This is a genomic window from Aequorivita vitellina, assembly GCF_022008365.1.
Lineage (GTDB): Bacteria > Bacteroidota > Bacteroidia > Flavobacteriales > Flavobacteriaceae > Aequorivita > Aequorivita vitellina.
The window spans coordinates 168668-193365 of record NZ_JAIRBA010000001.1 but is presented as its reverse complement, the minus strand read 5'-3'; the positions used below and the strand labels follow the sequence as shown (position 1 = coordinate 193365).

Genomic DNA, 24698 nt, shown 5'->3' with positions numbered 1-24698 from the left:
CGCTATGCAAAAAGTATATTATCTATCCAGCTGCGATACCTGCAAACGTGTAATGAATGAAATAGAAATTCCTTCGTCATTCATAAAACAAGACATTAAAACGCAAGGCATTACCGAAGCAGAATTGGAAGAACTTTTCAACTTAACCAATAGTTTTGAAGATTTGTTTAGCAGAAGAGCCAGACTTTTTCAAGAGCGAAAACTAAAAGATAAAAACTTACTTGAAGAAGATTACAAATCTTTAATTTTAGAACACTACACCTTTTTAAAACGCCCCGTTATAGTAAATAACGATCAGATTTTTATAGGAAGCAGCGCAAAAACCGTTGCTGCTGCTAAAAAATCTATTCATTCTAATTAAAAATGGACAAAAGATTAATTGCCATACTTGCCGCAACGGCAACCGAATTTATTTATGGCATTAATCATACCGTGGCAAAAGGCCTGATGCCACACGTTATTCAACCGTTCGGCTTTATTGTTTTGCGCGTTGGCGGAGCCGCAATTCTCTTTTGGATTTTAAGCTTATTTACAAAATCTGAAAAAATAGCACCTCGAGATTGGTGGCGATTTTTAGCCTGTGCCCTTTTTGGAATGGTATTAAATATGCTTATGTTTTTTAAAGGACTGAGCCTTTCCACCCCTATTAACAGCGCCGTTTCAATGACAATCACCCCAGTTTTATTACTGTTGCTAACAGCATTAATTCTACGCGAACGTATAACTTTAATTAAAACTTTAGGAATTATCTTCGGGCTTTCGGGAGCGCTGGTTTTAATTCTATTTCAAGAAAAATCGCAAAGCAACGCGCCTAATATTCCTTTGGGAAATTTGCTATTTGTACTAAACGCAATCTCCTATTCTTTCTACTTAATTTTAGTAAAACCACTGGTTTCAAAATACAAAGCCATCACCTTATTGAAATATTTCTTCCTCATCGCATTCTGTATAAACCTTCCCGTAGGGTATTCTGAATTCATTCAAGTAGAATGGTTGCAACTCACTACTTCCGAAATAATGCAAATGGTTTTTGTAGTTGTTGCCACATCATTTTTAACCTATCTGTTTAACATTTTTGCGCTAAAACAATTAAGCCCATCAACTGTTGGTGTATTTATTTATCTGCAGCCTGTGGTTGCCACTGTCTTTGCAATATTAGTAGGCGCAGATACCATAAACGCGTTGCGAGTGGGGGCTGCTGCCCTAATATTTATGGGTGTTTATCTTTCAACCAGAAAGCCGAAAAAACCTCTGGTTATTCCTTAAACCGATTTTAAATTTAAATCATCCGGACGCTGACTGTATTTACGAGTATTATCTTTGGTTAAAATTCTAAAATCGTCTGTTTTGTCCAATGCATTAAATTGGTCATAAAACACCTTTGGAAGACCCACAAGTTTCCTGTCCATTAAATCAATCCACCCACCCATCATTTCGCAACGGGCGCAGTTTCTGCCGTTTTCGTCGTAAAAATTATGAAGAAATTCAAAATACATTCCGTCTTCCGATAAGCCTTTTAATTGAAGTGAAACCTTTACTGGTTTTCCGGGAAAAAATTCACGGAAATAATACATATGTTCGTAAAATGCAACCGGCCCTAAATTATGTTCAGCAAGGCTTTTTTGGGTCATCCCACATTCCAATAAAAACGACATCCGGGTATGACTCATATAATCTATATAGGCACTGTTGCGCAAATGTCGATTGGCATCAATATCGCTCCAGCGTATTTCAAACTGTTTTGTGTACATCTTTAATTTTTTTTACAAATTTAAGCTACTTTTGTTATGCAAGCATAGTAAATATGTTTAGTTTCTGTTAAAGTTATTTTATAAAATGCCACTAATTAAAAGTAATTACGAGCCCGCCTTCCCTTTTAAAAATGGGCATTTCGCTACTATTTATTCAGCCAAGCTTCGGCCTTCGCCAAGTTTAATTCAGCAACGTGAACGCATACAATTGCCCGATGATGATTTTTTAGACATTGACTATTCATTTGCCAAAACGCCTTCGCAAAAAGTGGCAATTCTTCTGCACGGTTTGGAAGGAAATGCACAGCGAGTTTATATGAAAGGGCAAGCAAAAATTTTAAATGAAAATGGCTGGGATGTTGCAGCTGTTAACTTTAGAGGCTGTAGTGGCGAAGTAAACCTTTCGTATCAATCGTACAACGCGGGCAAGACAGACGATTTGGAAGCCGTTATCAATTCAATTTTGAAAAAAGACAAATACACCGAAATTGTTTTAGTAGGTTTTAGCTTAGGCGGAAACTTACTTTTGAAGTATTTGGGCGAGCGCGAAACATTTCCGAAGCAGATAAAAAAAGCCGTCGCCATTTCTACTCCGCTGAGTTTAAGAGGCTCTTTGGAAACTTTAAATGAATTTTCCAATTGGGTTTATCGAAATTCATTTCTTTTAAATCTTCGGAAAAAATACAAAGCAAAAATGAAGGATTTTCCCGAAAAAATGACGGCTTCAGATTATAAAAAAATTACTTCACTTTTGCAGTTCGACCATCTTTACACTGCGCCAGCACACGGTTTTAAAGATGCTTTTGACTATTACGAAAAGAACAGCAGTTTGCAATTTCTGCCGAACATTAAAATTCCAGTTTATATTTTAAATGCTGCAAACGACAGTTTTCTCTCTCCGGAATGTTATCCAACCGAAATGGCTTCAAAAATGAAAAACCTTCACTTTGAAATTGCAAAATACGGCGGGCACGTAGGTTTTCACCAAACCAATAAATTGTATTACAGTGAAGCGCGCGCACTGCAATTTTTAAACTCGTAATAACTCCCTTCCCTTTGCGGAGGGTCGGGGTGGGGACTTTTTTATTACCTTTGCGCTTCAATAAATTAGGAATATGATCCAATCCATGACGGGCTACGGCAAAGAAGTTGTTCAGTTGCCATCCAAAACCATTACCATTGAAATTAAATCGTTAAACAGCAAAGGCCTCGACCTCAACACGCGCGTGCCTTCGGCTTACCGTGAAAAAGAGCTGGAAATTCGCGATTTGCTTGCAAAATCTTTGCAACGCGGAAAAATCGATTTTTCACTTTACATAGAAGTTACCGGCGAAGAAGTTACAACCCAACTCAATGAAAGCGTGGTAAAACAATATATAAAACAACTCGCAAATGTGGTAAACGGCGACCCGGTGGAGCTTTTAAAAATGGCGGTGCGTATGCCCGATGCGCTAAAAACCGAGCGCGAAGAGATTGACGAAAAAGAATACCAAGCTATTTTAAAGGGAATTGACCAAGCGCTAGAAGCAATCAACAAATATAGAACCGACGAAGGCGAGGTGTTAGAAAACGACTTTTTGGAACGTTCTAAAAGCATTTCGAAATTGCTAAAAGAAGTAATTGCTATCGACCCCGAACGCGTGGATGCAGTAAAGGAAAGATTGCGCAAAGCGGTTGCAGATATTAAAGAAAAAGTTGACGAAAACCGTTTTGAGCAGGAATTAATTTACTACCTCGAAAAATACGATATTACTGAAGAAAAAGTGCGTTTAAAAAACCATTTAGAATACTTTAATCAAGCACTTAAATCTACAGATTCCAATGGTAAAAAGCTGGGTTTTATTACACAGGAAATAGGCCGCGAAATCAACACTATCGGTAGCAAAGCCAACTATGCGCCTATGCAGCAAGTAGTGGTGCAAATGAAAGACGAGCTAGAAAAAATTAAGGAACAAGCTCTAAACGTTTTATAGATGAAAGGAGGAAAATTAATTGTATTCTCGGCACCTTCGGGAAGTGGTAAAACTACCATCGTTCAACATTTGTTAAAACAACAAGATTTAAATCTCGAGTTTTCGGTTTCCTGTACTTCGCGCGAAGCTCGAGGCGATGAAAAACACGGTGAGAATTATTACTTCATTTCATTGCACGATTTTAAACAGCACATTAAAAACGATGATTTTTTAGAGTGGGAAGAAGTGTACCGCGATAATTTTTACGGCACATTAAAAAGTGAAGTAGAACGTATTTGGAGCCACGGAAAAAACGTAATTTTCGATATTGACGTTGCTGGCGGACTTCGAATTAAAAAGAAATTTCCGGAGAAAACATTAGCGGTTTTCGTAAAACCTCCGAGTATCGACGAGCTGAAAATCCGACTTAAAAAACGTAAAACCGAAAGTGATGAACGAATTAATATGCGTATTGCAAAGGCTTCGGTAGAATTGGCTACTGCACCACAATTTGATCATATTATAAAAAACCACGATTTGCAAACTGCTTTAAATGAAGCTGAAGATTTGGTAGAAAAATTTATAAATACACCGTAGAGACGCAATGTATTGCGTTTCAACAATAATGGAGCACCCGAGAATAAAATACAAATGGCAAAGAAAATAGGACTCTATTTTGGTACTTTTAACCCAATACACATTGGGCATTTAATTATTGCCAACCATTTGGTGGAGTTCAGCGATTTAGATGAGGTTTGGTTTGTGGTTACACCGCACAATCCGCATAAAAAAAAGAAAACACTTTTAGAAGACCATCACCGCTTGGCAATGGTTCGGATTGCATTGGAGAATTATCCAAAATTGCACGCAAGCAATGTAGAATTTGATCTTCCGCAGCCCAATTACACGGTGAATACTTTGGCGTATTTGGAAGAGAAATACCCTAAAAATAACTTCGGTTTAATAATGGGGGAAGACAATTTAAAAAGTTTTCACAAGTGGAAAAACTTCGACGTAATCTTAGATAGACATTCAATCTACGTTTATCCGCGTATTTCGGAAGGAACTGTGGAAACTAAATTTGACAATCACGAAAAGATTAAAACTGTAAACGCCCCAATTATTGAACTTTCTTCAACCTTTATTCGCAAGGGTATAAAATCTGGGAAAAATATAAAACCAATGCTTTCCGCTGAGGTTTGGCAGTATCTGGATGAGATGAATTTTTACAAGTAATCTTCAATAGACTAAAAGATACTTGCCTTCGCAGGAATAAAAAACCGCCCCACTAAACTTACATTTAGGGAGCGGTCTCAACTAAATAACCAACCAAAATCATTGAAACTACTCTCGTATTGAGGGAAAAACCATCTCAATAATCAATGCAAATAACGCATAGGTTTTATGAAACATTGTACTGCTAATCTTAAGCTACTGTTAAATGTTTAATTTGGAATTGTGTACTTTTGATATGTCCCTTTAAATTTGACGAATCATTAAAAAAGTATTTGTTGCACACACAATTTTCGATACTATTTTAAAAACTAAACAAATGTCTGATAAACCAAAATATGCGGTCTTTGGCGGAGGAAGCTGGGCCACGGCCATTGTAAAAATGCTTTGCGAAAATGTTGACCAAGTAGGTTGGTATATGCGCAACAATTATGCTTTGGAACATCTTAAAAAGCACGGTCACAATCCAAATTACCTAAGTTCGGTAGAGTTTAATTTAAAACAATTAAAACTCAGTAGCGACATAAATGAAACCGTAACTAATGCAGATATACTCATATTCGTAATTCCTTCTGCTTTTCTTCACCCAGAGTTAGAAAAATTGACTGTCTCTTTAGAAGATAAAATTGTGTTTTCGGCTATTAAAGGAATTGTTCCCGAAACCAGCCTTATTGTCGGCGACCACTTTAATACACATTATAAAGTTCCCTTCAATAATATTGGCGTAATATCCGGTCCCTGCCACGCCGAAGAAGTTGCATTAGAAAGACTCTCCTACCTTACAATAGCCAGCGCCGATGATGAAAAAGCAAAACGTATTGCAGACGCTTTAAGCAGCGATTATATATACTGCACTACAAGCGACGACGTATTAGGAATAGAGTACGCTGCAATGCTTAAAAACATTTACGCGGTAGCTGCGGGAATAGCACACGGACTTGGCTATGGAGATAACTTCCAAAGTGTGTTGATGAGCAATGCCATTCGCGAAATGAAAAAGTATGTTAAAAAAGTTCATAAAATGAAACGCGACATCAACGATTCTGCCTATTTAGGCGATTTGCTTGTAACCGGTTATTCCATTTTTAGTAGAAACAGACTCTTCGGAACCATGGTAGGAAAAGGATACACAGTAAAAAGCGCCCAACTGGAGATGAGCATGATTGCTGAAGGTTATTACGCAACAAAAAGCGCCTATAAATTAAACCAACAAAAAGGAAAGAAAAAGGCGAAAACACCAATTATAAATGCGGTCTACGGAATTCTTTATGAAAACAAAGACCCCAAGAAAACATTTAAAAAATTAACTGAAAAGTTGAATTAAAAAAAAGCCCCGCAAATTTATTTGCGGGGCCTTTTTTTTATTGTTTGATATCTTTATTAATATTTTCGGGAAGTTCTTCAAAACCCATATTGAAAAGGGTGAAGCCAAAAATATCTGCATATTGCTCAATAGTTTTACTTACTGGCGTTCCAGCGCCGTGACCGGCATCGGTTTCAATTCTAATTAAAACTGGGTTGTTTCCGGTTTGTTTAGCTTGAAGTTCAGCAGCAAATTTAAAACTGTGGGCTGGCACTACTCTATCGTCGTGATCGCCTGTTGTAATTAATGTTGCTGGATACGCAACGCCTTCTTTTACATTGTGTACTGGGGAATAGCCTTTTAAATATTCAAACATTTCTTTGCTGTCGTCGGCTGTTCCGTAGTCGTAAGCCCAGCCAGCTCCCGCGGTGAAAGTGTGGTAACGAAGCATGTCTAAAACGCCTACTGCAGGCAATGCTACTTTCATTAAATTAGGTCGTTGCGTCATTGTTGCGCCAACTAATAAACCTCCGTTTGACCCTCCGCGAATTGCTAAATAATCGCTTGAGGTGTAATTGTTTGCAATTAAATATTCGGCAGCGGCTATAAAATCATCAAATACATTTTGCTTTTTCATCTGCGTACCTGCATCGTGCCATTTTTTACCGTATTCGCCACCTCCGCGAAGGTTTGGTACCGCATAAATCCCACCTTGCTCCATCCATACTGCATTGGCAATACTAAAGCTTGGCGTTAAACTAATATTAAACCCACCGTAACCGTAAAGAATCGTTGGATTTTTTCCATCCATTTTAAGCCCCTTTTTATGGGTGATAATCATTGGTACTTTGGTGCCATCTTTGGAAGTATAGAATACTTGTTGACTTTCAAAATTCTCTGGGTTGAAATCTATTTCGGGTTTTATAAATAATTCAGAAGTACCGCTTTCAATATCGTACTTATAAATACTGCCCGGTGTAACGTAATTGGTGAAAGAGTAATACAATTCTTCTTCTTCCTTTTTAGTACCAAAACCACCAACGGAACCAATGCCAGGAAGTTCTACTTCGCGTATTAGCTTTCCGTCGTAATCATACTGCTTTACTTTTGAAACTGCATCTACCATGTAATTTGCAAAAATATAGCCGCCACCTGTACTTGGTGAAAGTACGTTTTCGGTTTCTGGAAGAAAGTCAGACCAATTATCGGGGGTTGGGTTTTTAGCATCTACCGTAACAATTTTTTTGTTCGGTGCATTCATATTTGTTACAATGTAAAGTTTAGAGCCTACGTTTTCAAGAATAAACGTATCTGTATCTGTATTGTCTAAAATTGTTACAAATTTTGAATTTGGCTGTGTAAGATCTTTAATAAAAAGTTTGTTTCCAGAAGTAGAAGTACTGGCTCTAATTATTAAATAGTTGTTGTCTTCGGTTACACTAGCGTTTATATAGCGGTGTTTTTCTTCGGGGGTTGCCCCAAAAATTACTTGGTCCTCACTTTGTGGCGTTCCCATTTTATGGTAATACACTTTGTGCTGATCGGTTTTTGCGGAGAGCTCGCTGCCTTTCGGCTTATCGTAGCTAGAGTAGTAAAATCCGTCTTCGGCTTTCCAAGAAAGGCCACTAAATTTGATGTCTTTTAATGTATCGCCAACCAATTCTTTTGTTTCGGTATTCATTACGAGCACTTTTCGCCAATCGCTGCCACCTTCAGAAATACTGTAAGCTAACTTGCTGCCGTCTTTTGAAAAACTGGTTTCACCTAATGAAATAGTCCCATCTTCTTTGAATGTATTTGGGTCTAAAAATACTTCCGCAGAACTTGGATCTTCCCCCGTTTTGTAGCGATAAATAACGTACTGATTTTGCAATCCGTCGTTTTTGTAAAAATAAGTATAGTCTCCTTCGTGGAATGGTGCGCCAACTTTTTCGTAATTCCAAAGATCGGACAGCCGTTTTTTTAATTCTTCGCGAAAAGGAATTTTTTCTAAGTAATCAAAAGTTACTTCATTTTCGGCTTTTACCCAAGCAGCCGTTTCTTCGCTGCGGTCATCTTCTAACCAGCGGTAGGGGTCTTTTACTTCAACACCAAAATAGGTAGTTACGGTATCAACTTTTTTTGTTTGAGGATAAGTCACAGAAATTGTTTCTTTTTTTTGCTCTTCTTTACATCCAACTAAAGCAAGGATAAAGATTGCAGGAACGATTGAAAACTTCATAAGATTTTAATTTTTTTCGAAATGCAAAGATACTTCTTTTAACTTAACTGTGAATAAACTAAAAAGCAAAAGGCCTCTATTTATGAAGCCTTTTAATTTCTCCCAAGGGAGTGTTTTAAATAAATAGTGGTCTATAAACTTTCCAATGCTTATAAATTAGTATAACATTTAAAACCACTACAACCAAAGCCGCAATGAGCCCTGGAGTATCTAAAAATAGATGAAATAATAAAATGTTTACCGTAATTGGCGCCAACAATAATAGTGCAAATGGCACCCATTTATTAAAAACTAATAGCGCACCGATAAGTATTTCAAAAATTCCAACAACTATTAGAATATAGCCGGTGTTGCTGAGCGAGTCAATAAAAATAGCTGCATCTCCCGTGTAAATATGCGTTGGCATAATCTTGAAGTGTAGCAATTTGCTCAGTCCAAAAAAAAGTAATCCCAAGCCTAAAACGATTCTTAGGATTTTAGTAAAAGTTGAATTCATAGGCTTTACGTTTACGGTTAATTATTAAAGATACTGAAAAAAAGAGAACACACCTTTATAATATGTGCGTTTTTTTAACATTTCTTTAGTTACCTTTCTACGTATTTCCTAAAAATCTAAACTAATTTATTTTCTATTAAATATTCTGCAATTTGAATTGCATTGGTAGCCGCGCCTTTTCTAAGATTGTCGCTTACTATCCACATATTTAACGTGTTAGACTGTGTTTCGTCCCGGCGAATTCTTCCCACAAAAACATCGTCTTTATCGTGGGCGTAAACTGGCATCGGGTAGGTGTTGGTGTCTGGATTGTCCTGAAGCACAATGCCGGGAGTTTCGTGAAGCATTTTGCGAATATCGCCCAGTTCAAAATCATTTTCAAATTGAACATTTACCGATTCGCTGTGGCCCCCGGCAGTAGGAATTCGCACCGCAGTTGCAGTAATTGAAAACGTGCGATCGTCTAATATTTTTTGAGGCTCGCGGGCCAGTTTCATTTCTTCTTTGGTGTATCCATTTTCTTCAAAAACATCGCAATGCGGTAAAGCATTTTTATGGATTGGATACGGATAGGCCATTTCCCCTTTAATTCCAGCCATTTCATTTTCCATCTGTTTAACCGCTTTTAAACCAGTCCCCGAAACCGACTGATAGGTGGAAACTACAACCCTTTTCATTTTATATTTTTTATGAAGTGGTGCCAAAGCCATCACTAATTGTATGGTTGAGCAATTTGGGTTGGCAATAATTTTATCGTCTTTGGTCAACAAATGCGCGTTTATTTCAGGAACGATAAGTTTTTTGTCGGGCTCCATGCGCCAAGCGGAAGAGTTATCGATTACCGTAGTTCCAACCTCAGCAAATTTTGGCGCCCATTCTAACGATGTGCTCCCGCCAGCCGAAAATAGTGCAATATCCGGGTTTGCGGCAACAGCGTCTTTTAAACTAATTACTGAAATGGTTTTGCCTTTAAACGAAATTTCCTTTCCCACAGACCTTTCTGAAGCCACCAAAAGCAGTTCGTCCACGGGAAAATTGCGTTCCGCTAACACTTTTAACATTACTTCGCCAACCATTCCGGTGGCACCAACTAAGGCTAATTTCATAATTTCGGGATTCAATTAATTAACCGCAAAGGTCGCAAAGTTTTTGGCAAAGAACACAAAGTAGTTGTGGTAAAATTAGGTTTTGTACTGCGAATTTTTCGTATTAAGATGAAAGGTTACTTTATTGAATTGTAAATTACTTCAGCTATTTTATTTTGTCCTGCCACGGAAGTTAATAACGCAAAATCTTTCGGATTACTTAAATAGCCCATTTCAATAAGTGTGACAGGATTCGAAACATTTTTTAAAAGAAAAAGATTTGCATTTTTAATTCCATTGCTCGAGAATTCACTGGCTATAGTTTTTTCAATTCGTTGCGCTAACGCATTAGATTTTTCGCTTACAGCATTCTTAGCACTAACAAAGAAATCGAAGCCATTGACGCTAACATCTTCATTTGAATTAATGTGAAGTGAAATTACATAATCTGCATTTAATGAGTTTATATGATCCACTCGGTCTTTTAATGACATAGGATAATCTCCTTCCCGAGTTAAAATTATTTTTACATCTTCCTCTGTATTTAAAGCAACAATTTGTAGGGCAATTTCAAAAACAAGATCCTTTTCAATAAACCCATCTATTGAAAATCCATTGTCATTGCCGCCATGACCCACATCAATAACAATTATTTTTTCACGTGCATGTGAAAATGAAAAAGTAAAGAGCAGAAAAATCAATCCAAAAATTCTCAAGTTGTTTCTCATAAAAATTTCTTTTGATAGCTAAATAAAAAGAACCCTCTTCCGCTAGAAACGAAAGAGAGTTTAAGGATTAGAATATGTTATGTAACGGTGAATAAATTTATTTTTTTCTAAGCTCATCACGGATTTCCATAAGGATATCTTTTTCAGAGGGTCCCGGATCTGGTGCTGGAGCTGCTTCTTTTTTCTTGCGCACTTTTGCGTAGGCCTTAACAATTAAAAACAACACAAATCCAACGATAATTAAGTTAATGATGGAATTTACCCATCTACCCCACATAACCGCATTCTCTGGTTCTACCACCTCGCCGTCTGGCCCAAGAACTGCAGGATCTAATACATATTTAAGATCGGCAAAATCTACGCCGCCTGTAAAATGACCCACAATTGGCATTATCATATCATTTGTAAACCCTGTAACAACAAGCCCTACAGCGCTCGCCAAAATTACCGCAACGGCAAGGTCTACCACATTGCCGGTCATAATAAAATCTCTAAATTCTTTTAACATAATTGATGGTTTAAATGGTTAATAATTGCTAATTTAATTAAAAACTATTCAAAAATTGTAATAATCCTTGGCTAAAGAAATCATTTCCTACAAATAACCCGTTTTACTCGTTGTGAAATTGCAGTAATCAATTCATACGAAATTGAATTAACAGCGGCAGCTAACTCTTCAGCAGTGGCAGATGGACCAAAAACAATTACTTCATCGCCTTCTTCACATTCAATATTTGTAACATCAACCATTATCATATCCATACAAACATTTCCTAAAATTGGAGCTTTTTTACCAGCAATGGTTACCCAACCATTTTCGTTACCGTACGAACGCGGAATACCGTCTGCGTGGCCAATGGGAAGCGTTGCAGATTTAGTGGTTTTTTCAGCAATAAACCCGCGATTGTAGCCAACGCTTTGATTTTTTTGCACTTCGTGAATTTGCGAAATAACCGTTTTTAAAGTTGCTACGGGTTTTAAATATTTGTTTACTTCGGAATCATTTCCATAACCGTAAAGCCCAATTCCGGAACGAACCATATTAAAATGCGCCTCGGGATAATTTATAATTCCCGAAGTGTTTGCGCAGTGAAGCAACGGTTTGTAACCCAGTTGTGCGATTAATTTTTCAGAAATCTTTCGAAATACGCCAATCTGCCCAATCGTAAATTCCTTTAATTTTAAATCTTCACTTGCCGCCAAATGCGAAAAAGCCGATTTCACTTTTACACTTTTTGTTTTTGATAGGGTTTTTACAATCCATAAAATATCACTTTCATTAAATCCCAATCGATTTAAACCTGTATTGAATTTTAAGTGAATTGGATAATTGGTTTGATTGTTTGCTTCCGCGAAAGCGATAAATTCACTCAAAGTTTTACGCGAATAAATGCTCGGTTCCAAACAACGGTTAACTATAGATTCAAAATCTACCGGTAGTGGATGTAATACCAATATTGGCGTATCTATTGCGGCATTTCTAAGTGTTTCACCCTCTTTAGTATAAGCAACTGCAAAATAATTTACACCCAATGTTACAAGTTCTCTTGCAACAATTACTGCATCGCTTCCGTAAGCAAAAGCCTTTACTACAGCAAGCATTTGAGTTGTGGGAGTAATTTTTGAAGTAATGTATTTATAATTATTGTCGAGCGCGTTTAGGTCGATCTCTAATAAGGTTTCATGGGCTTTGGGCATATCAAGCTTGTTTTCCAGTTTTTTTGACCTCTTCGTCTTGGTGTGTTGTGTTTTTATTGTTTATTTCTTCGGCATCTTTCACATCCAATTTTACCACCTTGTCCCGAAGTTGTACTTTATAATATGCAGCCCTGCTCAACGGTTCGTATTCTTCAGTTTCGCCGAGCAAAACCAAGGCTTCGCTTTTCGCTTTTCGATAACTGTAATGGGCGAGATTTCCGGTGCGCGTGCAAACGGCGTGTACTTTGGTAACATATTCGGCAGTTGCCATTAAAGCCGGCATTGGGCCAAACGGGTTTCCTTTATAATCCATGTCGAGTCCTGCAACTATAACCCGAACGCCCCGGTTGGCGAGGTCGTTGCACACCTTTACAATTTCGTCATCAAAAAATTGGGCTTCGTCAATCCCAACCACTTCGCAATTATCTGCCAAGATTGGAATATTTGCCGCTGCAGGAACAGGCGTTGAGCGAATTTGATTACTATCGTGACTGGTTACTGCATCCTCGGCGTAGCGCGTATCTAACGAAGGGGTAAAAATCTCAACTTTTTGACGCGCAAATTGGGCGCGTTTTAACCTGCGGATGAGTTCTTCAGTTTTTCCTGAAAACATGGAACCGCAGATTACTTCAATCCATCCAAATTGTTCTTTCTGATTTACGGTATTTTCAAGAAACATAGTTTAATTTTACGCGAAACATGAGCCCTAATCTATTTTCAAAAGTAGATGCAACTTTAAGATTGCTCGAAAACTGTCTAAAATATTGGTTTTAAACAAGAAACAAAAATAGTTGACGTTTACATATAGGATGCGTAAATTTATAAAAACAAAATAGAAAATCCGTTTAATTTAAAAAGATATGAAGAAGAAAGTCCGCGCGCAAGTAACAGAGCTCGCTAAGCAACTAATTGAAGAAGCAGCGCCCACCAACGGGCAGAAAAAAAGGTTTAAAACCGCTTACGTAAAAAGGTTAGTAGGCGATTTGTATGAAAGATTAGCCGTGCTTGAATTTCTTGAAAATCAGTTAGAAGATACGGCCGACGATTCTACAATTGAGTCTTTAGATTCTAAAAGTTTCCGCGAAGAAAACTGGTTTACCGAGCCCGAACCCGTGCCACAACCCGAACACAAAGAAGATCTTATTGAACCTTTAATGGAAAAAATAAAAGACATTGTTGCGCAAATGCCCGAAGAAAGCGAACGAATTGATGAATTACTCGATCGAATGTTGCCAAAAAGCACTGAAGCAGCACCAGTCATTTCAATAGAAAAGCCTTCAACAAAACAAGTGAAAAACGATTTGGAAGAATTTGCATCAAACTATCAACAGATGCCAGAATTTGAACGAAAAGATTCTGCGCTTTTCCCAAAATCTACCGAAGGAGAAAAAGCCAGTAAAACCCTAACCGAATCGCGCCCAAAATCGTTAAATGAAACAATAAACAAAGGATTAAACATTGGGCTTAACGATCGTTTGGCTTTTACAAAACACTTGTTTGATGGCCACGCCGAAGATTACACCCGCGTTCTTTCGCAAATAAATACAATGGAAAGTTTTGAAGAAGCTCAAAACTTTATCAAGAAAAATGTAAAACCAGATTATAATTTTTGGTTAAATAAGGAGGAATATTCAGATCGTTTTATGAATATTGTTGAAAAGAGTTTCAACTAAATCCATAATTTATGTCAGCCCAAAAAACCATTTACTGGATAGCCACAGGCCTACTCAGCGTGTTATTTCTGTACTCTGCTTTCACATATTTAACAGATACAGCAGTAATTGAAGGCACCTATCAAGATTATCAATATCCAGGATATTTGGTGATACCAATGGCCATAGCAAAAATTTTTGCAATTGTATTTATTGTTTTGCGAAAGCCAAAATGGGTAATGGAATGGGCATACGCAGGATTGTTTTTTGATTTGGTTTTGGCCTGTTTCGCACTCTATAGAATTGGCGACCCCGGACTCACGCTTCCGCTGTTAGGAATTTTATTTTTATTGTTATCTTATTTCTTCGGAAAAACGGTACGCCCATAAGCTATGGCAGGAAAACTCTACTTGATACCAACACCAATCGGCAATTTAAAAGACATGACTTTTCGCGCGGTTGACGTGCTAAAAGAAGTAGATTTAATTCTTGCCGAAGACACCCGCAACAGCGGAAAACTTTTGAAGCATTTTGAAATTGGCACCCAAATGCACTCCCACCACATGCATAACGAGCATAAAACAGTGGAAGGCATTGTAAAACGAATTGAAAACGGTGAAAATATTGCGCTAATTAGCGATGCCGGAACCCCAGCCATCAGCGATCCCGGATTTTTATTAACCCGCGCTTGCGTTGAATCAGGCATTGAAGTAGACTGCCTTCCCGGCGCCACCGCCTTTGTTCCAGCACTTGTAAACAGCGGTTTCCCGAATGATAAGTTTGTTTTTGAAGGCTTTCTTCCTGTAAAAAAGGGACGACAAACACGCCTCGAACTTTTAGCCGAAGAAACGCGAACCATTATTTTTTACGAATCACCCCACAAGTTACTAAAAACACTTGCACAGTTTGTGGAATATTTTGGCGCAGAAAGACGAGTTTCCGTTTCGCGCGAACTCACAAAACTACACGAAGAAACCGTCCGCGGCACTGCCGAAGAGGTTTTAAACCATTTTGAAAACAAGCCGCCGAAGGGGGAGATTGTTGTTGTGGTTGCTGGGAAGAAATAATTTTTCGTTTTACATAATGTTTTTTATAAAAAACACTTTTTGTTTATTTTGTTTTTTGTCGTAAACAATATTTATTATATTTGTTTTTCACCAAAAACAAAATGAAAGAGCTTTTCATAATCAGCGAACGTATTTTAGATGCTTTAAATACCCAAAAAGAACGGTACTTGTTGGCGCAAATTGATTGGTCGCAGCGGCTTATTGGTGTAAAGGGCGCTAGAGGTTCCGGCAAAACCACTTTATTACTTCAACGTATAAAATTTCATCTTTCCGAAGCGGAAAAGCCTTTGTATACTTCCTTAGACAATCTATATTTTATGAACCATACCTTAATTGGTTTGGCGGAGGAATTTGCAGTGCAAGGTGGAACGCATCTGTTTTTGGACGAAATACATAAATACCCAAATTGGTCCCGGGAATTAAAGCTGATTTACGACCAATTACCTACATTAAACGTAGTATTTACATCTTCCTCCATTCTCGAAATAAACAAAGGAGAATCTGATTTAAGTAGGCGGGCAGTAAAATATATTTTAAAGGAAATGTCGTTCAGAGAATATTTGAATATAAAACACAATCTGGATGTGCCTTTTTTCGATTTCGAATATATTCTGAAAAATCAAAAAGATGTAGCTTTGAAGCTTAAAAAGCAAGTTAATTTCCCAGTTGCTGAATTTAAAGAATATCTTAAATACGGTTGTTATCCTTATAGCTTTGAAGGAGTTGATAATTACTATCCCAAACTTTTAGACACTGTTAATTTAATGCTTGAGATTGATGTAAGTTCGGTAGAAAACATCCCGTATCAGGAAAGTCGGAAAATAAAAAAGCTGCTCGTTGCTATTGCACAAAGTGCCCCATTTACGCCCAACGTTTCAAAACTTAGTGAACGCTTGGGTTTTTCAAGGAATTTTCTGTTGAATTCACTCAAAATATTAGATCGAGCCGAACTTATTCACGAATTTTTCACTCCTTCAAAAGGTATCGGAGCATTCACCAAACCTGAAAAATTGTACCTCAACAATACTAATTTAATTTATGCCTTCGCACAAAGTCAAATAGAACAAGGCAGTCTGCGTGAAACTTTTTTTGCCAATCAATTAAAGCATCTTCACGAAATTCATCTTGCCAAAAAAGGTGATTTTATTGTAAACCGGAAATATACTATAGAAATAGGAGGCAAAAATAAAACCACGCATCAAATTAAGGGCGTTAAAAATGCTTATGTATTAAAAGATGATATTGAAATTGGAGCCTTAAACATTATTCCTTTACATCTTTTTGGACTCCTGTATTAAAAATTGCCAATAAAAATTACTCGTGTTTTCCTTTATTCCAGCCGTGTTTACCAAGATACTGCTCGCCGCTTTCCACTGCACCATCTTCGATGGTTGTCCCCATTGAATCGTTCCAACGGTTTAAATAGCCGAAAAGTGAAATAACTCCCAACATTTCAACAATTTCACCTTCGTTCCAGTATTTGTAAAGTCGTTCTTTAATTTCATCATCAACGGCATTTGGCACTTGACTGGCGGCTAAAGAAAAGTCTAACGCAGCTCGTTCCGCTTCCGAAAAAGCGGGATGGGTTCTGTATTCCCAAATATTATCAAGTTGCTCCTGCTCGGCTCCGTAACGTTCGGCAGCGCGAATGGCGTGTGCTTGGCAATAGCGGCAACCCGTGGCATTACTGCTCACCCAAGCAATCATTCGTTTTAAAGCTGAAGTAACGCGGCCTTCATTCGCCATTACGGCTTTGTTGAGGTTTATAAACGCTTTGCTAATTGCCGGTCGATGCTGCATAGTAAGCACGCTGTTAGGACAAAAACCAAGTGTTTCATTAAAAAACTTGGCTAACTGTTGGGTGTCTGCATCGTAGTTTGGAGAAAGTGGAATTACTAGAGCCATCGGTGATTTTTAAATAATTTTTGCCGAAGATATGAATTGCCAATGGCAAATACCAAAACACCGCTTCAAAATTAAAATAAATTTCAACATCTAAATGTGTCAAACTGAACTGAATCAATATGAAATAGAATATTTAATTCTTCAATAAACGAAACACACTATTTGAAGTTTTCAGAAAATAAACCCCGCTTTGTGCCGAAGAAAGATTCAGCTGTGTTTGCTTTTCAGTCAATTCACCCAAAACAATAATTTTTCCTGTACTATCTGTTATTTGGAAAGGTGTGTTTTCAGAAAACAATTCGCGTTCAATAGTAAAAATTCCATTTGATGGATTTGGGTAAATTTTAAAGCTATCGTTTTCAAATTCTGAAACACTTAATGAGCCATTATTAAGTCGTGCCACAACAAAGCTTTCGCTGCCACTGTAGAAAAATGTATTGCCTCCAATTACGAGTTTTCCGTCCTGCTGAAAAGCAATATCGGCACCTTCAAAACCCAGCGCAGTGTAGCCGTTAGCTCCAAAAGTAGTGTCAAGTATTCCCTCTGAATTAAATCTATAAGTTCTGTTAAAATCAGGCTCAAAACCAAACGTAATACCAAAAACAATGATGGCGTCATCTGGCTGTACCAAAATTTTAAGAGCAGTAAACATATCGCCATCAATTATTGTCGTTCCATTATTTCCAAATGAAGTGTCAATTTCACCGCTAGGCAGGAATCTTTTTATTGAAGTTCCAGGTTGTGTTCTCAACGACATTAGTATTTTTCCATCGTCTTGAATAGTGATAGATGAATGAAATACTTCAGTTGACGATTCTATTTCAACAATACCCACTACCCCAAAATCGGTATCTAAAACTCCATTAGGTAAAAATCTGGCAATTTGGAATTTTTTTACAAAATTCTCTTCGGTTTTATAAGGCACTAATATTTTACCATCGCTTTGCACCTTAATGCCAAAAACTTTAAAGGATTCATTATTTATAAAATGAAAGAGACTTCCATTTGTGCCAAATGAGGTATCCAGTGACCCATCGGGCAAATATTTTACCAGTAAAATAGAATTGTCGCCTCCATTTGTTGAACTTCCCCCTGCCAATATTTTCCCGTCGGGAAGCAACACAGTACCGCTTAAATAGTTTTCGGCATAACTGGTTTTTACAATTCCGTCCGTGCCAAAAGATGTATCTAAAGTGCCATTTGGTAAATAGCGAACCAATAGAAAGCCTACTTCTCCATTTTCAAAAAATGTTGTGGAGGTTATAATTTTTTGATCGGGCTGAATGTGAAGTGAATTAAAGTATTCCTCGTAAAAATCTCCAATTTGCGTAGTTACCAATCCTCCTATTCCAAAAGTAGGATCCAAGCTGCCATCGGGCAGATGTCCAGCAAGTGCGTAAGAAAAACCGCCTCCGGAGTGGCTTGCAAAACCATAAATTATTATTCTTCCATTATCTTGAACAGCTATGGAAGTACCTCTGTCGCTCCTTCCAAAAAAATCGGTAATTGCAAAGCCATTATTCCCAAAAGATGTATCAAGTGTTCCATCCTGCGCATAGGTGAGTGATGAAATTATTCCAATAAAAAAAAGTAAAAGTGTTTTCATAGTTTTTAAGTTTTAATGCTTCTTAAGAAATTTTTTCAACTCAATTCTTCATTAAACGAAACACACTATTTGAAGTTTTCAGAAAATAAACCCCGCTTTGCGCCGAAGAAAGATTTAGCTGTGTTTGCTTTTCAGTCAATTCACCCAAAATAATAATTTTTCCTGTTATATCGGTTATTTGGAAAGGTGTGTTTTCAGAAAATAGTTCGCGTTCAATAGTGAAAATTCCGTTTGATGGATTTGGGTAAATGGTTGTTTTTTGGTTTTCGAATTCAGAGATAGAAAGAGTATTATTATTATAGCGAACAATTGCAAAGTCTGAACCAAAATTCCCATTATACCAAGGAGTTGTTCCAACCATTATAATTTTGCCGTCAGCCAATATTTGCATATCGTCAAAGAATACTTCTTGACCGTCATCCTGCAAGTTAAACGAAGCATCCTCAAATCCGTCGGAGAAATATCTTGAAATTGTAGCGAAACTCCATTCAAAACACTCGGAAACATTGCCCGCAATCAATACGCGGTTGTTTTCTTGAATTATTACCTGTTCAGGCATATAGTAATTTGAAGATAGTACCTGAACACCATAATTGCCAAAGGAAGTGTCCTTTTCTCCATCTGGTTTTAATTTTGCATGAAATGCCATATAAAAATCATCACAGTTTCCATGCCCTCCAGCAAGATAAATACTACCATCATCAAATAAATCAAAAGCTATACTTTTTTGAGAATTTCCTGGAATGATATCAATACTAGTTGTTGCAATGCCATTTGTTCCGAAATTATCATCTAATATATAATCCTCAGTAAACTTCAAAACACTGATTACAAAATCATTATAAGATTGCTTTGGGGCTAAAACATAAATACTATTAGAATGTATCTTTACTTCATCAATAAAAGAATCTGGAGATCCTATTTGATTAATAATTCTCCCATTATTTCCAAAACTTGTATCTAATGTACCATTGTTGAGATATTTCTGAAAAACTATAAAAAATATATTATTAGCATTGTAAGAACCTGTCAATAAAAAACTATCGTCATCAAATAGATTTATCTTATATAAATTCCCATTTGGTAAATCAGTAGCTAAAACACCATTTGTAGCAAAAGTATTGTCAAGGGTTCCATCACTTAAATATCTAAATAAGGAAATATTTCCTGTTGAATGATCTACAGAGCCACTAACAATAAGCTTATTACCTTGCTGAAATTTTAAATCTAAATTTCCCACAATTGGAGTGATCAATACCCCATTATTCCCAAAGGAAGTATCAACTGTACCATCTAAATTATATCTAATAAGCGCATTTTCTTCAGTTGAATTCACAAAAGAAAAACCCCCAGAAATTACTTTTCCATCCAATTGCTCTATCACAGCACTTGAAAAATTTGAACCTTCGTGCAAATCCGTAATTACAACCCCATCATCTCCAAACGAAAGGTCCAAACTGCCATCCTGCGCAAATGAAACGAACGTTATTAGAAACGCAAAAAAGAGTAAAGGTTTTTTCATATTTTGAACATTTAGAGGTTAGGATGCGAATTATTCCTACAAGATACTAAATTATCAAATACCATAAATATTCATTCACTACTCGAAATTTTGTAATTTTACAGCTCTCCCCCTTTTTAATAAATACACCCAATCCAAAAATTTGGAATTATAAAAATATATGCGCTGGACTTTAAAACCTAAACCCGATCCCGAAAAAGTAAAGTCACTTTCAAAAGCTTTGAAGGTTGAACCGCTTATTGCTTCGCTTTTGGTACAGCGCGGTATTGAAACCTATAAAGAAGCCGAAAAATTCTTCCGCCCAAGTTTAGACAATCTACACGATCCGTATCTTATGAAAGATATGGACAAAGCCGTTATTCGCATTCAAAAAGCTATTGAAAATGAAGAAAATATATTGGTTTACGGTGATTACGACGTAGATGGAACAACAAGCGTTGCCTTACTTTCTTCCTATTTAAAAAGCTATTACCCAAACGTTTCAACCTATATTCCTGATAGGTACGACGAAGGCTACGGCGTTTCGTATAAAGGAATTGACTTTGCCGAAGACAACGGTTTTTCACTCATTATCGCTTTAGATTGCGGCATAAAAGCCATCGACAAAGTTGCGTATGCTGCTGAAAAAAATATCGATTTTATAATCTGCGATCATCATCGTCCGGGGAAGGAAATTCCCAAAGCCGTAGCAGTACTCGACCCAAAACGGGAAGATTGCGAATATCCGTACAAAGAACTTTGCGGTTGTGGGGTTGGGTTTAAATTGATACAGGCATTAGCCGAAAAAAGAGGGTTGAAGCTTAAAGATTTACTGCTGTATTTAGATTTGGTTGCAACAGCAATTGCCGCAGATATTGTCCCCATTACAGGTGAAAACAGAATCCTTGCCCACTACGGATTGAAAGTAATAAACAGCAATCCGCGAACAGGGATGCAAGCAATTTTGAAACAAGTGAAAAAGGAAACTCTCACCATTACCGATGTAGTTTTTATTATTGCTCCCAGGATAAATGCGGCGGGAAGAATGAAACACGGCAACCATGCCGTTACTTTACTCACAGAAATTGATCCAGAAAAAGCAGAAATATTTGCCGCAGAAATTGAAACTTTTAATACAGATCGAAGAGAAGCAGACAAACAAATCACCGAAGAAGCGCTTCAGCAAATAATTCAAAATAAAGAAGAGGAACGAAAAACAACCGTTGTCTATCAAGAAAACTGGCACAAAGGCGTGATTGGCATCGTTGCTTCCCGATTGACAGAAACGTATTATCGACCAACTTTGGTGTTTACGAAAAGTGGCGAAAAATTGGCAGCTTCTGCACGCTCCGTAAAGGGTTTTGATGTTTACAATGCGTTAGAATGCTGCGCCGAACACATTGAACAATTTGGCGGACATATGTATGCCGCGGGTTTAACTTTATTTGAAAATGATTTCGAAAACTTTAAAAATGAATTTGAACGCGTAGTTTCTGAAACCATCGAGCCACATTTGCTTACACCCGAAATAAAGATAGATGCAGAAATAAATCTGCAGGATATCACTCCAAAATTTTATAGAATTTTAAAACAATTCGCCCCTTTTGGCCCGGGAAATATGACGCCAACTTTTATGACCCAAAATTTAATGGATACAGGTTGGGGTAAATGTGTGGGTGAAGACAAAACGCACCTCCGCGTTGTTGTGAAACAAGGAAATTCAAATCAATTTACAGGAATTGGTTTCAGCATGGCTGAAAAAAGCGATATCGCCTGTAGCGGAAAACCTTTTAAAGCGACCTATTGTATCGACGAAAACGAATGGCAGGGAAACATCAGCCTTCAATTACGTTTAAAGGATATTCGGGAATAATATTTGGTTCATCGTTGTTGTTTATGTAGGGAAAAGGCATGCCTTTTCCCTACATGGTCTACGACAAAAACAATAGATTTATTTTGATTTGAATTCTTTTAATTCAAATTTTTCCCCATCAAAAATGCCGTAGGTATAATGGTTTATCCAATCGCCAAGATTATAATAGGTTGAATTTTCGCCAACCTTTATTTCCATTGGCAAATGGCGGTGCCCGAAAACGAAATAATCAAAATGCTTGCTTTCCAGTTTTCGTTTGGCGTATTGTGCTAGCCATTCCTTTTCCTCACCCAAAAACGCTTTGTCTTCATCACCCGAAATCAATTTGTTTTTTACAGAAAGATGTTGTGCCAATCGCACGCCAATATCGGGGTGCACCCAGCGGAAAAGCCACTGCGAAAACGGATTGGTAAAAACTTTCTTCATCCGTTTGTAGCCTTTGTCTCCCGGACCCTTTCCGTCGCCGTGACCGATAAAGAAATGTTTGTTGTTAAAAACAAATTCTTTTGGGTCGTGATACACTGGGATGTTTAGTTCGGTTTCAAAATAATCGTGCATCCACAGGTCGTGGTTACCCACAAAAAAATGAATTTGGATGCCGCTATCACGAAGTTCAGCCAATTTCCCCAAAACGCGTACAAAGCCTTTTGGCACTACAGTTTTATATTCAAACCAAAAATCGAAAAGGTCGCCGAGCAGGAAAATTGCTTCGGCATCGTGTTTTATAGTGTCTAGCCATTTCACAAAAATCTTTTCGCGCGGCAAGCTTTCGGCTTGTGTAGGTGCGCCAAGATGGTTATCGCTCGAAAAGTATATTTTTTTGCCTTGCGGGATTTGCATTTGCCAAAGATATATAAAAAGACCCTTCAACGAAGTTTATATTGAACGAAGTCAAAATGCTCAGGGTGACATTGTAAAATTAATTATCTGCGGCAAACCATTCGGCATAACTGCTGTCGGTTTCCTGTAATCTTAGGGAGTGAAGTTGAATGTTTTTTGGCAAACGATTTTTTATTTTTTCAGAAAAATCTATCACCATCATTTCGCTGGTTGGCTGGTAATCTACCAAGAGCACACTGTGGCCGCGGTCGCTTAATTCTTTCGCAAGTTCAACGTGTGGGGTGTTTTTATTGAAAACCGTGGAATGATCAAAAACATCGACAATTTCTTCTTTTACAATCTTTTTTAAGTCGCTAAAATCGATTACCATTCCAAATTTTACATTTTCAGAATCTTCAATTGGCGAACCAATTACAGTTACAGAAAGTTTGTAGCTGTGGCCGTGTACGTTTCGGCATTTACCGTCATAACCGTACAGTGCGTGACCGGTTTCAAAAGAAAAAATCTTTGTAATTCGTATCTTTTTCATAAGGTGAAGTTGGGTGACAAAGATACAATTTTCTTCGCCTCGGTTTTGGTTTAAACCTTGTGAATAAAATCGTCGCATTTTATAGAAAACAATACTGCTACGTACATAAGCGATTCTAGTTTTTAACTCTTGTAAAACCAATTGGTTTCTGCACTATATTTGCCGGCTTTTTTAAATGAATATAAAATGACCGAAGAACTTTTTGAACAGTTAGAATTTGTTGAAAACCCCCTGTTCGAAACTATTATCGACAATCTGTTGGTTCAGCAATACAGTGTTGTAAACAACTTTTTTTCTTCGGAAGAAGTAGTGGTTTTACGCAATTCGTTACTTGCGAAATACGAAGCAGAGAGATTTAAGAAATCGGCAATTGGCAGCAAGACAAACGAAGAAATTGACAAAACTGTTCGCGGGGATTTTATTCTTTGGATGGACGAAAATAGCGCCAACCAAGCCGAACAATTATTTTTTCGAAAAATAAATGAGCTTGTTAATTACTTAAACAAAACATGTTTTCTGGGAATTCTGCACAAAGAGTTTCACTACGCTGTATATCCAACCGGCACTTTTTACAAACGGCATTTAGACACGTTTCAGAACGACGATCGCCGAAAACTGTCTATTGTTTGCTATTTAAACGAAGACAATTGGTTGCCCGAAAACGGCGGCGAACTCACTATTTATACCGAAAAAGAAGATTTAGATATTTTACCAATTCCCGGACGTATTGTTATTTTTGAAAGTCAAATTTTGGAGCACGAAGTAAAAGTGGTAAAAGCTTCGGAACGCATGAGTATTACGGGCTGGCTGAAGACGCGGTAATGTTATTGGTTATTGTTTATTACTATTGTTTATTGCCCGAGATTTGGATTTCCAGCCAATAAAAAATTATAAGTAAATCTTGTGGTCGCGGCAATATTCAGCAATATAATCGCTAAGATTTTCAACGGCAGTTTTAAAATTTACGCGTTCTGTTTCGCCAAAACGTTCGGCTTCCAAATCGCGTTTTAATTCCATCGAAATACTTTGTCGGATTTCAAGTAAAAGAATTTTCAGGTACTTTTCTTTATTCATTTCTAAAACCTGCTGCAAATCAATAAGTGCATCGCAGACTTCTTCATATTCTGAAACCAGTTCTTTAACCGATGGGTTTTCCAGCAAGTTTGGATTATTTTTAAAGATTTCGGAAGGTGTTTTCACGGCAAAAAATATTCACAGGAAAAAGTACGAAAACTTTAGCGTTTTTTCAACTTTTGAT

27 protein-coding genes and 1 pseudogene are annotated in these 24698 nt (G+C 37.3%); 13 read left to right on the top strand and 15 right to left on the bottom strand.

Annotated features, from left to right (window positions below):
* Positions 1-4 precede the first annotated feature (4 nt).
* Together K8089_RS00910 and K8089_RS00905 are read left to right on the top strand one after the other, a co-directional pair.
* On the top strand, positions 5-361 hold the full coding sequence (locus tag K8089_RS00910) for an arsenate reductase family protein (RefSeq protein WP_237601379.1): 357 nt from the start codon (positions 5-7) through the stop codon (positions 359-361).
* Between the two features lie 2 nt (positions 362-363).
* Positions 364-1266, top strand: a complete 903-nt coding sequence (locus K8089_RS00905; RefSeq protein ID WP_237601378.1) for a DMT family transporter — start codon at positions 364-366, stop codon at positions 1264-1266.
* Here the strand turns inward: K8089_RS00905 and K8089_RS00900 are convergent.
* Complete coding sequence (locus tag K8089_RS00900; protein WP_237601377.1) at positions 1263-1751, bottom strand: acyl-CoA thioesterase; 489 nt, start codon at positions 1749-1751, stop codon at positions 1263-1265. The two genes, K8089_RS00905 and K8089_RS00900, sit on opposite strands and share 4 nt — an antisense overlap.
* Positions 1752-1836: 85 nt before the next feature.
* Here K8089_RS00900 and K8089_RS00895 point away from each other — a divergent pair, with 85 nt between their 5' ends.
* The 5 genes from K8089_RS00895 to K8089_RS00875 all read left to right on the top strand — a co-directional run bounded on the left by K8089_RS00895 (position 1837) and on the right by K8089_RS00875 (position 6260).
* Positions 1837-2793 carry a YheT family hydrolase gene (locus K8089_RS00895; RefSeq protein ID WP_237601376.1) on the top strand — a complete coding sequence of 319 codons (957 nt, stop codon included), beginning with the start codon at positions 1837-1839 and terminating at the stop codon, positions 2791-2793.
* Positions 2794-2866: 73 nt separating this feature from the next.
* Positions 2867-3724: a YicC/YloC family endoribonuclease gene (locus tag K8089_RS00890; RefSeq protein ID WP_237601375.1), complete on the top strand. Its 858-nt coding sequence runs from the start codon at positions 2867-2869 to the stop codon at positions 3722-3724.
* Positions 3725-4300, top strand: coding sequence for a guanylate kinase (gene gmk, locus K8089_RS00885; protein WP_237601374.1), 576 nt, complete (start codon positions 3725-3727; stop codon positions 4298-4300).
* 54 nt (positions 4301-4354) lie between these two features.
* Complete coding sequence (gene nadD, locus K8089_RS00880; RefSeq protein ID WP_237601373.1) at positions 4355-4939, top strand: nicotinate (nicotinamide) nucleotide adenylyltransferase; 585 nt, start codon at positions 4355-4357, stop codon at positions 4937-4939.
* Positions 4940-5255: 316 nt separating this feature from the next.
* Positions 5256-6260, top strand: coding sequence for an NAD(P)H-dependent glycerol-3-phosphate dehydrogenase (locus K8089_RS00875; RefSeq protein WP_237601372.1), 1005 nt, complete (start codon positions 5256-5258; stop codon positions 6258-6260).
* 37 nt (positions 6261-6297) lie between these two features.
* On the opposite strand, the gene K8089_RS00870 is transcribed toward K8089_RS00875, so the two are convergent.
* From K8089_RS00870 to K8089_RS00840, 7 genes are all read right to left on the bottom strand, one after another.
* Positions 6298-8460 carry a prolyl oligopeptidase family serine peptidase gene (locus K8089_RS00870; protein WP_237601371.1) on the bottom strand — a complete coding sequence of 721 codons (2163 nt, stop codon included), beginning with the start codon at positions 8458-8460 and terminating at the stop codon, positions 6298-6300.
* 115 nt (positions 8461-8575) lie between these two features.
* Positions 8576-8956 (bottom strand): DoxX family membrane protein, encoded by a 381-nt coding sequence (locus tag K8089_RS00865; RefSeq protein ID WP_237601370.1) that lies wholly within the window; start codon positions 8954-8956, stop codon positions 8576-8578.
* A 116-nt stretch (positions 8957-9072) separates the two neighbouring features.
* Positions 9073-10062: an aspartate-semialdehyde dehydrogenase gene (locus tag K8089_RS00860; RefSeq protein WP_237601369.1), complete on the bottom strand. Its 990-nt coding sequence runs from the start codon at positions 10060-10062 to the stop codon at positions 9073-9075.
* Positions 10063-10178: 116 nt separating this feature from the next.
* The gene (locus K8089_RS00855; protein ID WP_237601368.1) at positions 10179-10769 is read right to left on the bottom strand and encodes an N-acetylmuramoyl-L-alanine amidase family protein; all 591 of its coding nucleotides are present in this window, start codon (positions 10767-10769) and stop codon (positions 10179-10181) included.
* A 97-nt stretch (positions 10770-10866) separates the two neighbouring features.
* The gene (gene mscL, locus K8089_RS00850; RefSeq protein WP_237601367.1) at positions 10867-11277 is read right to left on the bottom strand and encodes a large conductance mechanosensitive channel protein MscL; all 411 of its coding nucleotides are present in this window, start codon (positions 11275-11277) and stop codon (positions 10867-10869) included.
* Between the two features lie 80 nt (positions 11278-11357).
* Positions 11358-12467 carry an alanine racemase gene (gene alr, locus K8089_RS00845; RefSeq protein ID WP_237601366.1) on the bottom strand — a complete coding sequence of 370 codons (1110 nt, stop codon included), beginning with the start codon at positions 12465-12467 and terminating at the stop codon, positions 11358-11360.
* Position 12468: 1 nt separating this feature from the next.
* Positions 12469-13146, bottom strand: a complete 678-nt coding sequence (locus tag K8089_RS00840; protein WP_237601365.1) for a thymidine kinase — start codon at positions 13144-13146, stop codon at positions 12469-12471.
* 181 nt (positions 13147-13327) lie between these two features.
* Here K8089_RS00840 and K8089_RS00835 point away from each other — a divergent pair, with 181 nt between their 5' ends.
* The 4 genes from K8089_RS00835 (at position 13328) to K8089_RS00820 (ending at position 16484) form a co-directional block, all read left to right on the top strand.
* Positions 13328-14140 carry a hypothetical protein gene (locus K8089_RS00835; protein WP_237601364.1) on the top strand — a complete coding sequence of 271 codons (813 nt, stop codon included), beginning with the start codon at positions 13328-13330 and terminating at the stop codon, positions 14138-14140.
* Between the two features lie 11 nt (positions 14141-14151).
* Positions 14152-14508: a DoxX family protein gene (locus tag K8089_RS00830; protein ID WP_237601363.1), complete on the top strand. Its 357-nt coding sequence runs from the start codon at positions 14152-14154 to the stop codon at positions 14506-14508.
* Between the two features lie 3 nt (positions 14509-14511).
* Complete coding sequence (rsmI, locus tag K8089_RS00825; RefSeq protein WP_237601362.1) at positions 14512-15186, top strand: 16S rRNA (cytidine(1402)-2'-O)-methyltransferase; 675 nt, start codon at positions 14512-14514, stop codon at positions 15184-15186.
* Between the two features lie 101 nt (positions 15187-15287).
* Positions 15288-16484, top strand: coding sequence for an ATP-binding protein (locus K8089_RS00820; RefSeq protein ID WP_237601361.1), 1197 nt, complete (start codon positions 15288-15290; stop codon positions 16482-16484).
* A 16-nt stretch (positions 16485-16500) separates the two neighbouring features.
* Here the strand turns inward: K8089_RS00820 and K8089_RS00815 are convergent, their stop codons facing one another.
* The 4 genes and pseudogenes from K8089_RS00815 to K8089_RS16680 form a co-directional block, all read right to left on the bottom strand.
* Positions 16501-17091: a carboxymuconolactone decarboxylase family protein gene (locus K8089_RS00815; RefSeq protein WP_237601360.1), complete on the bottom strand. Its 591-nt coding sequence runs from the start codon at positions 17089-17091 to the stop codon at positions 16501-16503.
* Between the two features lie 133 nt (positions 17092-17224).
* Positions 17225-18697 carry a T9SS type A sorting domain-containing protein gene (locus K8089_RS00810; RefSeq protein WP_237601359.1) on the bottom strand — a complete coding sequence of 491 codons (1473 nt, stop codon included), beginning with the start codon at positions 18695-18697 and terminating at the stop codon, positions 17225-17227.
* A 40-nt stretch (positions 18698-18737) separates the two neighbouring features.
* A complete protein-coding gene (locus K8089_RS00805; RefSeq protein WP_237601358.1) occupies positions 18738-20111 on the bottom strand; it encodes a T9SS type A sorting domain-containing protein in 1374 nt (457 codons plus the stop codon).
* Positions 20112-20219 (bottom strand): annotated as a pseudogene (locus K8089_RS16680) (hypothetical protein); the annotation flags it as partial.
* A gap of 160 nt (positions 20220-20379) precedes the next feature.
* Here K8089_RS16680 and recJ point away from each other — a divergent pair.
* Complete coding sequence (gene recJ / locus K8089_RS00800) at positions 20380-22071, top strand: single-stranded-DNA-specific exonuclease RecJ (protein WP_237601357.1); 1692 nt, start codon at positions 20380-20382, stop codon at positions 22069-22071.
* A gap of 78 nt (positions 22072-22149) precedes the next feature.
* Here the strand turns inward: recJ and K8089_RS00795 are convergent, their stop codons facing one another.
* Positions 22150-22911 (bottom strand): UDP-2,3-diacylglucosamine diphosphatase, encoded by a 762-nt coding sequence (locus tag K8089_RS00795; RefSeq protein WP_237601356.1) that lies wholly within the window; start codon positions 22909-22911, stop codon positions 22150-22152.
* Positions 22912-22990: 79 nt separating this feature from the next.
* Positions 22991-23440: a 6-pyruvoyl trahydropterin synthase family protein gene (locus tag K8089_RS00790; protein WP_237601412.1), complete on the bottom strand. Its 450-nt coding sequence runs from the start codon at positions 23438-23440 to the stop codon at positions 22991-22993.
* 186 nt (positions 23441-23626) lie between these two features.
* Here K8089_RS00790 and K8089_RS00785 point away from each other — a divergent pair, with 186 nt between their 5' ends.
* Positions 23627-24262: a 2OG-Fe(II) oxygenase gene (locus K8089_RS00785; RefSeq protein ID WP_237601355.1), complete on the top strand. Its 636-nt coding sequence runs from the start codon at positions 23627-23629 to the stop codon at positions 24260-24262.
* A gap of 66 nt (positions 24263-24328) precedes the next feature.
* Here K8089_RS00785 and K8089_RS00780 read toward each other — a convergent pair whose 3' ends face one another.
* Positions 24329-24640, bottom strand: a complete 312-nt coding sequence (locus tag K8089_RS00780) for a hypothetical protein (protein ID WP_237601354.1) — start codon at positions 24638-24640, stop codon at positions 24329-24331.
* Positions 24641-24698: the final 58 nt, after the last annotated feature.